General features: G+C 49.9%; 15 protein-coding genes. All 15 read left to right on the plus strand.

What is annotated here, in order from left to right; genetic code table 11:
• Positions 1-54 precede the first annotated feature (54 nt).
• The 15 genes from AB1805_03195 (at position 55) to AB1805_03265 (ending at position 13,893) form a co-directional block, all read left to right on the plus strand.
• On the plus strand, positions 55-1,026 hold the full coding sequence (locus tag AB1805_03195; protein ID MEW5744434.1) for an SDR family NAD(P)-dependent oxidoreductase: 972 nt from the start codon (positions 55-57) through the stop codon (positions 1,024-1,026).
• 3 nt (positions 1,027-1,029) lie between these two features.
• Positions 1,030-2,355 carry a UDP-glucose/GDP-mannose dehydrogenase family protein gene (locus AB1805_03200; protein ID MEW5744435.1) on the plus strand — a complete coding sequence of 442 codons (1,326 nt, stop codon included), beginning with the start codon at positions 1,030-1,032 and terminating at the stop codon, positions 2,353-2,355.
• A gap of 44 nt (positions 2,356-2,399) precedes the next feature.
• Positions 2,400-2,771 (plus strand): nucleotidyltransferase domain-containing protein, encoded by a 372-nt coding sequence (locus AB1805_03205; protein ID MEW5744436.1) that lies wholly within the window; start codon positions 2,400-2,402, stop codon positions 2,769-2,771.
• Positions 2,749-3,234, plus strand: coding sequence for a hypothetical protein (locus AB1805_03210; protein MEW5744437.1), 486 nt, complete (start codon positions 2,749-2,751; stop codon positions 3,232-3,234). The genes AB1805_03205 and AB1805_03210 overlap by 23 nt, the downstream gene beginning before the upstream one ends.
• Before the next feature lie 23 nt (positions 3,235-3,257).
• Positions 3,258-3,599, plus strand: coding sequence for a nucleotidyltransferase domain-containing protein (locus tag AB1805_03215; protein MEW5744438.1), 342 nt, complete (start codon positions 3,258-3,260; stop codon positions 3,597-3,599).
• Entirely contained in the window at positions 3,596-4,003 is a 408-nt protein-coding gene (locus AB1805_03220) for a HEPN domain-containing protein (GenBank protein ID MEW5744439.1), read from the plus strand. Before AB1805_03215 ends, AB1805_03220 begins: the two co-directional genes overlap by 4 nt.
• 93 nt (positions 4,004-4,096) lie before the next feature.
• Complete coding sequence (locus tag AB1805_03225; protein ID MEW5744440.1) at positions 4,097-5,458, plus strand: phosphomannomutase; 1,362 nt, start codon at positions 4,097-4,099, stop codon at positions 5,456-5,458.
• A 2-nt stretch (positions 5,459-5,460) separates the two neighbouring features.
• A complete protein-coding gene (locus AB1805_03230) occupies positions 5,461-6,882 on the plus strand; it encodes a mannose-1-phosphate guanylyltransferase/mannose-6-phosphate isomerase (GenBank protein ID MEW5744441.1) in 1,422 nt (473 codons plus the stop codon).
• Positions 6,879-7,994, plus strand: a complete 1,116-nt coding sequence (gene gmd, locus AB1805_03235; GenBank protein ID MEW5744442.1) for a GDP-mannose 4,6-dehydratase — start codon at positions 6,879-6,881, stop codon at positions 7,992-7,994. Before AB1805_03230 ends, gmd begins: the two co-directional genes overlap by 4 nt.
• 12 nt (positions 7,995-8,006) lie before the next feature.
• Positions 8,007-9,056, plus strand: a complete 1,050-nt coding sequence (locus AB1805_03240; protein ID MEW5744443.1) for a GDP-L-fucose synthase — start codon at positions 8,007-8,009, stop codon at positions 9,054-9,056.
• A 77-nt stretch (positions 9,057-9,133) separates the two neighbouring features.
• On the plus strand, positions 9,134-10,168 hold the full coding sequence (locus AB1805_03245) for an IS630 family transposase (GenBank protein ID MEW5744444.1): 1,035 nt from the start codon (positions 9,134-9,136) through the stop codon (positions 10,166-10,168).
• A gap of 168 nt (positions 10,169-10,336) precedes the next feature.
• Positions 10,337-11,116 (plus strand): Wzz/FepE/Etk N-terminal domain-containing protein, encoded by a 780-nt coding sequence (locus AB1805_03250; GenBank protein ID MEW5744445.1) that lies wholly within the window; start codon positions 10,337-10,339, stop codon positions 11,114-11,116.
• 68 nt (positions 11,117-11,184) lie between these two features.
• Positions 11,185-11,904 carry a hypothetical protein gene (locus AB1805_03255; GenBank protein ID MEW5744446.1) on the plus strand — a complete coding sequence of 240 codons (720 nt, stop codon included), beginning with the start codon at positions 11,185-11,187 and terminating at the stop codon, positions 11,902-11,904.
• On the plus strand, positions 11,894-12,754 hold the full coding sequence (locus AB1805_03260) for a radical SAM protein (protein MEW5744447.1): 861 nt from the start codon (positions 11,894-11,896) through the stop codon (positions 12,752-12,754). Before AB1805_03255 ends, AB1805_03260 begins: the two co-directional genes overlap by 11 nt.
• Positions 12,751-13,893, plus strand: coding sequence for a DegT/DnrJ/EryC1/StrS family aminotransferase (locus AB1805_03265; protein MEW5744448.1), 1,143 nt, complete (start codon positions 12,751-12,753; stop codon positions 13,891-13,893). The genes AB1805_03260 and AB1805_03265 overlap by 4 nt, the downstream gene beginning before the upstream one ends.
• Positions 13,894-13,895: the final 2 nt, after the last annotated feature.

Here is a 13,895-nt window from a genome sequence, read left to right on the forward strand (position 1 = left end):
GCCTGTCCTTTTTCCTCTAACAACCCGACGCACTAACCCCGAGAGCAGGAACTAATGGGAAAAATCATCGTTACCGGAGCTGCAGGATTCATCGGCTGGAGGACCTCGGCCCAGTTGCTGGCGGCAGGACGGCAGGTCATCGGCATCGACAACATGAATGATTATTATGATGTCTCGCTCAAGACGCATCGTCTCGATGAGCTCAAACGGCAGGCGGGGTTCTCCTTTCACCAAACGGACATCGAGGACCTCAATGCTCTTGATACGATCTTCGGCAAGAGCGGGATCGATGCCGTGATCAACCTCGCCGCGCGCGCGGGAGTGCGGTACAGCCTCGAAAACCCCCATGTCTACATGAGCACCAACGCGCAGGGCACCCTGAACCTTCTCGAGATGATGCGGAAGCACGGGGTGAAGAAGATGGTGCTCGCTTCGACCTCTTCCCTCTACGCAGGGCAGAAGATGCCCTTCAGCGAGGACCTGCCGGTCAATACCCCCATCTCGCCCTATGCCGCATCGAAAAAGGCGGCGGAGGCGATGGCCTATGCCTACCACTACCTCTTCGGCCTCGACATATCGGTGGTGAGGTATTTCACCGTCTACGGCCCGGCGGGCAGGCCCGACATGAGCATCTTCCGGTTCATCAAGTGGATCGATGAGGGGACCCCTCTCGAGCTCTTCGGCGACGGCTCGCAGAGCAGGGATTTTACCTATATCGACGATGTCGCGAGCGGAACCGTACTCGCCCTGAAAGAGGTGGGATACGAGATCATCAATATCGGGGGGGGAAAGGACCCGCGCTCGCTGAACTACGTTATCGGCAAGATCGAAGAGCATCTCGGGAAGAAGGCGGCCTTCGACTATAAACCGTTCCATAAGGCGGACATGACCGAAACCAGCGCAGATGTCGGGAAGGCGGCCCGGCTTCTGGACTGGAAGGCGGAGGTGGGCCTCGACGAGGGGATCAAGAGAACGGTGGAGTGGTATCTGGCCAACAGGCAGTGGCTCAAGGACGTGAGGCTGTAGGGCATGAAAGTATCGATCATCGGCACCGGATATGTGGGACTCGTCACCGGCGCATGCATTGCCGAGATGGGGAACAATGTCATCTGCGTGGACGTGGATGCAGGGAAGATCGAGGGGCTGAAGAAGGGGATAATCCCCATCTATGAGCCCGGCCTCGAGGCCCTGGTCCTCGAGAACTTCAAGATCGGCACCCTGGCGTTTACGACCGATATCAAAGAGGCGCTCGACAGCAGCGAGATCTGCTGCATCGCCGTCGGCACGCCGATGGGAGAGGACGGGAGCGCCGACCTCCAGTACGTGCTGCAGGTCGCCCGGGACATCGGCAGGAATATGTCCCACTACCTCGTCGTCGTCGATAAATCTACCGTGCCCGTAGGCACTGCCGAAAGAGTCAGGGAGGCCATTCTCGAAGAGCAGCGCGCGCGGAAGGTGGCGATCCCCTTCGACGTGGTTTCGAATCCCGAGTTCCTGAAAGAGGGCGCTGCAATCGAGGACTTCATGAAGCCGGACAGGGTGGTGGTCGGCGCCGATAGCCCCCAGGCCCTCGAGAAGATAAAGGAGCTCTACGCCCCTTTTACGAGGAGCCACGAGCGCTTCATAGCAATGGACATCAAGAGCGCCGAGATGACGAAGTACGCGGCCAATGCGATGCTGGCGACCAAGATCTCTTTCATGAACGAGATCGCGAATATCTGCGAGCGGGTCGGCGCCGATGTGAACAAGGTGCGGGTCGGGATCGGGAGCGACACCAGGATCGGCTACAGCTTCATCTATCCCGGCTGCGGCTTCGGTGGAAGCTGTTTCCCCAAGGACGTAAGGGCGCTCGAGCGGCTGGCGATGGAGAGCGGCTACCTGCCGAAGATGCTCAGGGCGGTTCAGGAGGTGAACGAATCGCAGAAGCTGGTGCTCGCGGAGAAAGTGGTGAAGCGCTTCGGCGAGGATCTGAAAAGTCGCGCCTTCGCCGCGTGGGGATTGTCGTTCAAGCCCGAGACCGACGACACGCGGGAGGCTTCGAGCATCACCATCATCAACGAGCTGACGAAACGCGGCGCAAGGATAAAAGCGTATGACCCTAAAGCGATAGAGATGGCGAGAGACTTCTATCTTAAGGACAACAAGAATATCGAATACGTCGATTCCAAATATACCGCGCTCACCAATGCCGACGCCCTGCTCCTCATTACGGAGTGGAAAGAGTTCAGAAGCCCCGACTTCGACGAGATAGCGAAACGGCTCAAGAACAGAGTCATTTTCGACGGCAGGAACCAGTACAATAGAGAGCGGTTGCAGGAGATGGGGTTTGAGTATTATCAGATAGGGGTGGGATAGAGCAGGATCAGTCGGCAACGAGTCAAGGGAATCGGCAGCAAACCATGACTACATTATCGCACTATAAAAAGTACTGGGATGAGAGAGAAGCCAGAGATAAAAGGGCACGAGAGCGACTGCGCCAAAAGGCGATCCGGAATGCAAGGCAATTGGCGAGAATACTGGCTGAAGAATTCCCGGTGAAGAAGGTGGTTTTGTTCGGCTCTGTCCTGGAAAAAGAGGGCTTCAAAGAGGATTCGGACATTGACATTGCAGTCGAAGGCCTTCCCAAGGGAGCTTACTTCACCGCGGTGGCAAGGCTCATGATGGAAAGTCCGTTTGAAGTAGATTTGAAGCCGTTAGAAGATGTAGACGATCTCCTCAGGAAGAACATTGCAAGGGGAAGAGTCCTCTATGAGAAGAGAGCATATTCCTGATTTGGTCTCTGAGCTCAGAGATGAGCTTGCTCTCCTGGAAACTCTTGTCGCCGATATCAAAGAGACCAGCACGGCCATACCAAAGTCCCCCAAAAAGAGAAGGATATACGAAGAGAGCCTCGCCCTCAAACTGCATAATTTCTATACCGGATGCGAACGAATGTTCCAGAAGATAGCCGAGGATATTAACGGCGGCGTTCCGAGGTCGATGGATTGGCATAAACGACTGTTACGGAGCATGGCCCTGGAGATAGAAAACATACGGCCTCCGGTCATATCCAAAGAGACAGCGAGGGCACTCGAGGAGTACTTGGCATTCCGCCATGTCATAAGAAATATCTACGGCTTCGAGATTGATAGTGAGCGCCTGAAAGGCCTGATAGGGCGGATATTCGGAACATATACCCGGCTGAAGAAAGAGCTTTTCGGCTTTATCGACCTACTAAGAAAACTGGCAGGATGAGGGCGACGGCCTAAAAGGAGTCGATGGTGAGGCCAACAGGTAATCAGAGTATCGAGGAACAGATTTTAATAGATGTGAAAAAGGTAATTAAGGACATAGGTGGTGACAGCATCCTTAGAATTGTTCTCTACGGCTCAAGGGCGAGAGGAGATTATGATGCCATATCTGATATTGATGTGGCGGTCATCGTCCGTGGTTTGACCAGAGAGCTCAAAACGAAACTGCTCGATGCCGTGGCAGAGGTGGAATTGAGATATCTTGCTCCGCTTTCAATGCTCGTTCTCGACGAAAAGGATTTCGAGTTTCTTAAAAAAAGGGAGAGAAGGATAGCGCTTGATATTGAAAAAGAAGGAATTCTCCTATGACTGAAGAGAACAAGAAGGAGAATATCAAAGATGAACTGCAGCGGGCCTCACAGGCATTGCAAGCCGCTGACCTTTTGTTTGAGAAGGGATTATTAAACGATGCAGTCTCACGCTTATACTATTTTCTGCTTCATACCATAAGGGCGCTTCTCCTGACGAAGGGGCTTGAACCGAAGAGCCACGAGGGAGCCTTGAGGACCTTCGGGCTTCATTTTGTGAAGGAAGGAATCTTTGCCGCAAAAGACTCCCATGTGTTTTCAAAAATGATGAAACTCAGAGAGGAAGCCGATTATAATCCTGCTTATGTTTTTACAAAAGAGGATTTTGCGGAGTTTAAGGATGAGTCACTGGTATTGTCGGATAAAATAAGGGTGTATCTGAGAGAAAGAGGGTACCTTGCATGACAGGGGCTTGCCGGCCTGTCAGCAGGAACATCCCGGCGTCCCAAACGCATAAAGAGCAAACCTGATCCGTTGTCTCATCAATCACCAGCATCCATGAGCCTCTCCTGCTTCAAGGCCTATGACATTCGCGGGCATGTCCCGGACGAACTTAGTGAGGAGCTCGCCTGCCGCATCGGTTTGGCCTATGCCGCAGAGATCGATCCGAGGATTGTTATCGTCGGGCGGGACGTACGCCTGGAAAGCCCCCTGCTGGCAAATGCTCTCGTCAAAGGCCTCAACGATGCCGGCGTGGAGGTAATCGATATCGGTCTGTGCGGTACTGAAGAGGTGTATTTTCAGACCTTCCACCGGCAAGCGGAGGGGGTCGGCGGCGGCATCATGGTCACGGCGAGCCACAACCCTAAAGGGCATAATGGCATGAAGCTGGTGCGCGAAGGCTCACGGCCCATCAGCGGAGACAGCGGCCTGTTTGCGATCCGCGATCGAATCGAGCAAGGACAGCTCCCTGTCTCTGCCGGCCGCGGCGTGACCATCGCGGAAGGCGACAAAACCGCCTATATCGACCACCTGCTCACCTATGTCGACCGCACCGCCCTCACGCCGCTGAAAATCGTCGTTAACCCGGGCAATGGCAGTGCAGGTCCGGTGATGAGGCTCTTGGAGCGCCGGCTCCCCTTCGAGGTCATCTATCTCCACGAAAGGCCTGACGGCAACTTCCCGCACGGCGTGCCCAATCCGCTGCTGCCCGAAAACCGTGAGGTGACCTCCAGGGCGGTGCTTGAGCACGGCGCCGACCTCGGCACCGCCTGGGATGGCGATTTCGACCGATGCTTTCTCTTCGACGGCCAGGGCCGCTTCATCGAGGGCTACTACCTGGTAGGATTGCTTGCGGAGGTCATGCTGGCCAAGCATCCGGGGGCCAGGATCATCCACGACCCGCGCCTCACCTGGAATACCATTGATCAGGTGCGCGCAGCGGGAGGGACGCCGGTCCAATCCAAGACAGGGCATGCCTTCATCAAGGAACGCATGCGCCTCGAAGACGCGGTCTACGGCGGGGAGATGAGCGCGCACCATTACTTCCGCGACTTTGCCTACTGCGACAGCGGCATGGTACCGTGGCTCCTGATCGCCGGACTGATGTCGCGCACAGGCCGCTCCCTGGCCGATCTGGTCGAGGCGCGCATGACGGCCTACCCATGCAGCGGAGAGATAAACCGGAGAATCACCGATCCGTCTGCTGTTCTCGGAGAGGTAGAAAGCAGGTATGGGAAAAGAGCGGTATCCGTGGATCATACAGACGGGCTCAGCATGGAGTTCGGTGAATGGCGGTTTAATCTGAGGCGTTCGAATACCGAGCCGGTGGTCCGGCTCAATGTCGAAGCGCGGGGAGATGCGTCGTTAATGAGAAGGATGACCGATGAGGTGCTTGGGCTCATCGATATGAGGAGCTGACCATGAAGGCGATAATCCTTGCGGGAGGGTCAGGCACAAGACTCTGGCCGCTCTCCAGGAAGAACTATCCGAAGCAGTTTTTGAAATTGAGCGGTGATACATCGCTTCTGCAGCAGACCATAGAGAGACTGAAAGGAGCGGTCCTGCCTGAAGGTATCGTCGTCATGACAAACAGCACCTATAAGTTCCATGTGCTGTCAGACCTCCAGGCCCTCACCCCGGAATTCCCGATTCCGGGTGCTAATATCGTCCTCGAGCCTGCAAGCAGGAATACGGCCCCGGCCATTGTCCTGGGGGTCAAACACTGCATGGAGCGACTCGGATGCCGTGAGGACGAGGTTGTATTTGTTTGCCCGTCGGACCACATAATCAAATCAGTCGATACATTCAGGGAGCATATCAGCCAGGCCGAAAAAATAGCTGCAGAAGGAAAGATTGTCACCTTCGGGATAAAGCCGGAGAGGCCGGAGACAGGATACGGGTATATTAAAACCGTCAATCAGCAATCGGCAATCGGCAATCAGCATTTTCTAAAAGTAGAGAGATTCATAGAGAAGCCGGATATCGAAACAGCAACAAAATACCTTAATGAGGGCGGCTACTACTGGAATTCGGGGATGTTCGCATTCAGTATCGGCGCGATCATAGAGGAGCTCAAAAAGCATGCTCCTTCGGTAATGGAAACGTTCGAGATGCCCCTTGATGCAATGGTTTCGACCTTTGACCAGATGCCCGCTATATCCATAGATTATGCGGTCATGGAAAAATCGGACAGGGTCGTTACACTGCCTCTTGATGTGTACTGGAACGACATCGGCTCATGGGATTCGCTCTATGATGTCCTGGATAAGGATGAAATGGGAAATGTGAAGAAAGGCGATGTCCTGTCGATAGAGACAAGGAACAGCCTGATAATCGGCAACAAGAGAATCGTCTCGACAATAGGACTTGATGATTTCCTCGTAATCGAGACAGACGATGCGCTGCTTGTTGCCAAAAAAGGCGATTCTCAGAAGGTGAAGGATATAGCGAGCAGCTTAAAGGAGCAGGGCAGAATCGAAGCGGAGGAGCATGTCACCACGTACAGGCCATGGGGCAACTACACCGTGCTCGAAGAGGGGCCGAGATACAAGATAAAGAGGATAGTAGTAAAGCCAAAAGAGAAGTTAAGCCTTCAGATGCACTATCACAGGTCCGAACACTGGGTGGTTGTAAAAGGAACAGCCAAAGTGATGATAGGCGGCAAGGAAATAATCATTCATGAAAACGAATCAGCGTATGTCCCCAAGTCGACGCTCCACCGGCTCGAGAACCCGGGCAAAGTGCCCCTGGAGATCATCGAGGTGCAGAATGGCGAGTATGTGGGGGAGGATGATATTGTGAGGATGGAAGATAGCTACGGAAGGGATAAGGAGCAAGGATGAAACGTGCACTTATAACGGGTGTTACGGGACAGGATGGAGCGTACCTCGCGGAGTTCCTTTTAAGTAAAGGATACGAAGTACATGGAATAAAGAGACGGAGCTCTCTTTTCAATACTGATAGAATTGACCATCTCTACAAGGACCCCCATGAAAAAGATGTGCGGTTCAAACTCCATTATGGAGATATGACCGATTCCACCAATCTGATAAGGATTATTCAGGAGGTCCAGCCGGATGAAATATATAATCTTGCTGCCCAGAGTCATGTCAAGGTCTCTTTCGAAACCCCTGAATACACGGCAAATGCCGATGCCCTCGGAGCGCTTCGCTTGCTTGAGGCGATACGCATACTGAACCTCGAGAATAAGACAAGATTCTATCAGGCATCCACCTCCGAACTGTACGGTAAGGTCCAGGAGATGCCCCAAACGGAGCAGACCCCTTTCTATCCACGAAGCCCCTACGCTGTAGCTAAGCTTTACGCTTATTGGATTACGGTTAACTATCGTGAGGCTTATAATATGTATGCCTGCAACGGTATTTTGTTTAATCATGAGTCACCGATACGCGGTGAGACTTTTGTTACTCGTAAAGTTACCCGTGCGCTGGCGCGTATACGTCTCGACCTGCAGGACTGCCTCTATCTGGGCAACCTCGATGCGAAGCGCGACTGGGGACATGCCAGGGACTTTGTGGAGGCGCAGTGGTTGATGCTGCAGCAGGATATGCCTGAAGATTGCGTCATTGCTACCGGTGAGCAGCATTCCGTTCGTGACTTTGTTAATGCAGCAGCAAACGAGCTGGGTATTACTCTTGAGTGGCGTGGCAGCGGTATTGATGAAAATGCCATTATTGTTTCGGTACAACATAATGAGCATTCCTCTCTAAAGCCGGGCAAGACTATTGTTAAGATAGACCCGCGCTACTTCAGGCCCACGGAGGTGGAGACGCTGCTGGGTGATTCGAGTAAAGCAAGAGAAAAGCTCGGCTGGAGACCAAAAGTGACTTTCAATGAGTTGGTTGCTGAAATGGTTCGAGAGGACCTCAGGGCGGCAGAGCGGGATGAGCTTATAAAGCGCCATGGATTCATTTCGTGTGATTATCACGAATAGGAAGTGCTATTAGTGGAACCTGATTCAAAAATATACGTTGCCGGACATCGGGGACTCGTCGGTTTTTCTCTTATGCACCGACTAAGTGGTGCCGGTCACAGCAATATTGTCACGCGGACGCATGCGGAACTGGACCTCAGGGATCAACGTGCGGTGCAGCAGTTCTTCGAGAGAGAAAAGCCCGAATACGTTTTCCTCGCAGCAGCCAAGGTGGGGGGAATCCTCGCAAACAGTACCTATAAAGCAGAATTTATTTATGATAACCTCATGATAGCCTCAAATATCATACATTCAGCTTATGAGTGTGGAGTTAAAAAACTTTTGAATCTAGGCTCCTCGTGCATCTATCCGAAGCTTGCTCCCCAACCGATGAAAGAGGAGCATCTCTTGACAGGGAGCCTAGAACAGACTAACGAACCGTATGCCATTGCAAAAATTGCAGCTATAAAACTCTGCCGGTACTACAACGAACAGTATGGAACAAGTTTCATTTCTGTAATGCCGACAAACTTGTATGGACCAAATGATAACTTTAATCTAGAAACAGCGCATGTGCTTCCTGCGCTTATAAGAAAGTTCCACCTTGCGAAGCTTTTAGCGGAGAAGAGATATGATGAGATCAAAAGAGACCTTCAGAGATTTCCTGTCGGCTTTCAGTCTGCTATCAGCCATGATTTTGAGCTTGTTCTAAATAAGCTAGGCATTTTTGCAGACCGTGTTGTCCTCTGGGGCAGCGGAGAGCCTTATAGGGAATTTTTGTATATAGATGATCTTGCTGATGCCTGTGTGCATTTAATGAAAAAATTCGATTATAAGGATATTGGAGAGTTTGTAAACGTTGGTTCAGGAGAGGATATAAAGATAAAAGAGCTCGTCGGTTTAGCTAAAAGCTTAGTAGGCTTTGAGGGAAGAGTAGAGTTTGATACAACAAAACCGGATGGCACCCCTAGGAAACTGTTAGATGTAAGCAGGATAGAAATGCTGGGATGGAAGCCGAAAGTAAGCTTGTCCACAGGAATACAAACTACCTATAAGTGGTATTTAGAGTCTCTAAAAAAATGAATTTGTTGTTCGGGCTCGAAAGATTTATTAACCCGGCGACAAAACAGTGAGCTTAGGAAGTATGACAGAATATAAGTATGGAGAAGTTAGATGCACGAAGGTTCAATCAAGAGACGCAGTACCAGCTACGGAGGCAAGTAGTACGGCTCCGCGAGCGGGGGATGAAATACAAGGAAATAGCTGAGATAGTCGGCATAACATACAACCATGCTCGAACGATTTACAAGCGATATGAACGTGGAGGACTACAGGCAATCGCCAAGCGTAAACGGGGGCGGCGGTTGGGTGAACATCGGACCTTATCGGCAGGGCAGGAGGCTGCGATACAAGGGATGATACAAGATAAGACACCCGACTCCTATGGTATGCCGTATGCGTTATGGAACAGAGAGGCAATCCAGCAGTTGATAAAGAGGCAGTATGGGATAAAGATGCCGATCCGAACCGTGGGAGATTATTTAAGGCGGTGGGGATTTACTCCTCAGAAGCCGTTAAAGAGGGCCTATGAGCAGGACCCTGGGGCGGTGCAGCGGTGGTTAGATCATGATTATCCGAAGATAGCTGCACGAGCCAAAGCAGAGGGAGCGTCCATGCACTGGTGTGACGAGACGGGTCTCAGAAGTGATGAGAATCGGCGCAGAGGGTATGCGCCCAGAGGGAAGACTCCGGTCGTCCACATAAACGTTAACCGAAAGAGTGTCAGTATGATTTCGGCAATTACCAATCAGGGCAAGGTACGGTTTATGGTGCTTGAGAGCGGCATCACGGTGCCTCTTCTGATTACGTTTTTAGAGCAATTGCTCAAGGATGTAGAGCAGAAGGTATTTGTAATTCTGGATAATCTCAGGGCGCACCATAGCAAAGAAGTAAGGGAATGGGCAGAAAAACATAACAAGAGAATAGCATTGTTCTATCTGCCGCCGTATTCACCGGAGCTGAATCCTGACGAATATCTTAATGGAGATATGAAGGCAGCGGTTCTGTCAGGGACACCTGCACGGAGCAAACGCGAGTTGAAAAGAAAGGTTCTGTCTCATATGCGGAAGCTCCAGAAGCTCCCCGGACGGGTACAGAAATATTTCGATCACCCATGTATAAAATATGCGGCGTAATGCCGACTATTAAATCGCCGGGTTAATAGAAGCACTGATTTCGATGAGAACGCTAAGCGGCTCAAGAGGAAAATCATTTCACTGCCCTGCCACAAACTCAGGACGTAGCCATCAGAGCTTTACAGTATAAACAGTTAAAATTCAAATTTTATTAGACGGGGGCTATTTATGAGAACTGCAGGAGCAGAGAGTGGGAATTCTAATAATGAAATAAGTTTATTTGATTATTGGGGGATGTTGGTAAAAGGAAGAGGCATTATTATCGGGATTGTTCTGATTTCGGTGGTTATAACCGCTTCTCTTGCCTTTTTGGCCCCGACAGTTTATCAAGGAGAAGGCGTATTAAAGGTTTCAACGGATGGTGTTATAACAGCAAAAGCAGTGGGTGATATCATCAACGGGGAAAGAGCGGACGTAATTTTTCCTAAGAATGCAGATTCCGTAGAAAGTCATAGAGCAGGTGAGGGGAAGGGATCTGCCGATAAGTTAATTATTACGATTGAGGGGAAAAAAGCCGACCTCCTCCAGCATTCATTTGTGGAACTTCTTGAATTCGTGAATAATCTTCCTGAAATACAACGATCGATTGAAAGCGAGAAGGAAAAACTTGCTCTGCAATTGAAAGAATTGACAATTTTAGTAAAAGATTCTGAAGGAGCTAACAAGCATTTAGAAAGAGCGAATAAAGAGGGGAGAGCGGTTTTCATAGGGATTACTCCCGTACAACTGAACAAAGCAATTCTCGATGCAAAGGTCGAACGGCTCGTTGTAGAGCACAAGCTCAAAAAGCTCACTGGCATTGAACCGATCGGTAAGCTGATAATTACAAAAAAGCCGAATAAACTGAAAAGAAAAGTAGTACTCGCAGGCATGTCAGGGCTCTTTGTAGGAATATTCATCGTGTCTATTATGCAATATCGAAGAAGACAATCAGGTATTCTAGCGTGACCTCACGTGCCGTCTGGAACGCCAGGTGAGGGTCCGTATAGCGGCTTCTACAAGAAGCGCTACCGTGCATGAAAAAAGCCATTCTCATCCAATCAAGACTGTCGTCAAAGCGGTTTCCGAAAAAAATGTTGCAATTGATCAATGGGGTACCATTAGTCGAGTTTGTCTATCGACGGTGTTGCAGGTCATCGGGCGCCGATGTTGTTTCCGTTATTACATCGGCAGACCCAACCGATGATGAGCTTTCTGAGTACTGCAGCGGGAGGGGAATCGATGTTTTTCGGGGTTCGCTTCATAATGTCCTCAAAAGGTATATTGATGCAGCTGCGTTCTATGAGGCGCCTCTCCTGTCAAGAGTATGCGGGGACTCGCCTTTCGTTGACGTGACGCTTATTGATGCCATGTTCCAAATGATCGAGAATGAGTGCCTCGACTATGTAGCGCCTAATAAGGAAACGTGCATTGCCGGGCTGGATTCCGAGGTCGTTACATTAAGCTCTTTGAAAAGAGTTTTGGAAGGCGATGTTGCTTCTGATGAATTAGAACATGTGACCCTGCACATTAAGAATAATCGCGAGATGTTCAAAGCAAGGTTGTTGGAAGTGAATTTGAGACCGACTTCTTTGTCTAACGTCTCTCTTACAGTAGATTACCCTGAAGATATGACCTTTTGCTGTGCGATTGCCGAAATGCTGGGTGGGCGCTTTGACTTCTCGTCGTCAGAGATACTACAGATAGTGCATAGCAATGGTTTTAGAAATCATTACGGAGGAGGATATGGATTATAAGGCACCGTCTTTTCCAAGGCGAATAGAGATAGAACTGGTAAGTGATTGCAACCTCAGGTGTGTATATTGCCCCCGTCATTATGTAAACGACCTCAAAGGTTATATTAATGTCGAGCCTTTTAAAAAAATTGTCGATGAAGCGAGCGCTTATCCGGAAACGATAATTGTGCTTCACCGAAGAGGGGAAAGTATGCTACATCCCCATTTCACTGATATGCTCGGGTATATTGCGGGAAAGTTTAAGGAAGTGCAGCTGGCAACAAATGCAACAGTTTTGAATGAAGATAAATTTGATGCTTTAACTAATGCCCTTACCTTCATTTCTTTTAGCCTGGACGCTCCTGAGACATATGATAAAATAAGAATCCCTGCAAAATATCATGCTGTCGAAAAGAAGATCTTAAATTTTCTGCGGTTTAATGGGGGTAAAGTAAAAACACAAGCCTCTATGGTTAGGACCGAAACAACTGCTCCTGAGGATGTACAGACTTTCAAAAGAATCTGGGAGGGAAAAGTTGATAGGGTAAGGATTTATGAGGAGCATTCAAAAGGTGGAGTTTTCGGCGCGCTAAAAGCTCCGAGAGAAGGAAGAAAACCGTGTTTTATGCCTATCTATGAGTTATTAATCTATGATGACGGTAAAGTTGGCAGATGCAATCACGACTGGAATGGGCATCCTCTTGGTGATGTTACCGCAAATACAATAGAGGAGGTGTGGAATAGCGAGCCATATGAGAGGCTGAGAAATCAGCATCGGCATCTAACCTTTACCGATCCTGTTTGCGCTGGCTGCGACTCCTGGTACCCTGAGATGGGTTTGCAGGGAACCGGCGAGGTGATAGAGAAATGATACGAAAAGATTTCTTGCCTCTTGCTAGACCATCCATTGCCGAAGACGATATCACGGCTGCTATTGAAGTGCTGCAGTCCGGGTGGTGGACAACGGGCCCGAAGGTTACCGAGTTCGAAAACGCTGTGGCTGAGTACCTTTGCAATGAAGAAAAGCTCTATACGGCTGCACTTAACTCTTGCACCTCCGGGCTCCATCTCTCACTTAACGCCCTCCAGGTCGGGAAAGGAGACGAGGTTATTGTTCCCACATGGACTTTTGCGGCAACGGCGCAAGTTGTCGAATGGGTCGGAGCAAAGCTCGTTTTGTGCGACATCGAAGAAAGCACGCTGAGCATCGACCTTACTAAAGCTGAGCGCCTCATTTCTCCGCGAACAAAGGCTATAATACCCGTACATATTGCTGGATATCCTTGTAATATGCACGCCTTAAAGGAGTTTGCAGATAAACACAAACTCTCCGTCATAGAAGACGCGGCGCATGCCTTCGGCACGCGATATAAGGGGAGGAAAATCGGAGACTTTTCTGATGTGACGGTGTTTAGCTTTTATGCAACAAAGAATCTTGCGATGGGCGAGGGAGGGGTTGTTGTCGCGAAGAACGAAGAGCTTATTGAGAAAATAAGAAAATTAGGGTACTTCGGTATCAACAAAAAAGCATTTCAGCGGTATGATAAATGCGGGAATTGGTTTTACGATATAGAAGAACTGGGATTTAAATATAACCTGGACAGCGTGCATGCGGCAATTGGTATTTCACAGCTTAAACGATTGGATAAGATGAACGAGCGTCGCAGAGAAATTGCTGCACAATACAAAGCACGATTGACGAAGAGGCTATCGTTTTTTGAGGATAGGGACGAACATTATCATACCTACCATCTCTTTATGATAAAGCTCCCTGCAGAGATAGAGCGGAACAGCTTTATTGAAGCTCTCAAGGAGAACAACATTGGCGCCAGCGTCCATTTCATTCCCTTGCATCTGCACAGCTATTACAGAGGCGCATTCAGCGGAAACGATTTTCCTGTTGCAAATGCTGTGTTTAATCGGATAGTATCCATTCCTATGTTTCCCTCCATGACCGATGCTGATGTGGATTACGTGATCGGCCATATAAATGATATCGTAGGAGAATGATT

The organism is Nitrospirota bacterium (assembly GCA_040752355.1).
Taxonomy (GTDB): domain Bacteria; phylum Nitrospirota; class Thermodesulfovibrionia; order Thermodesulfovibrionales; family Dissulfurispiraceae; genus JBFMCP01.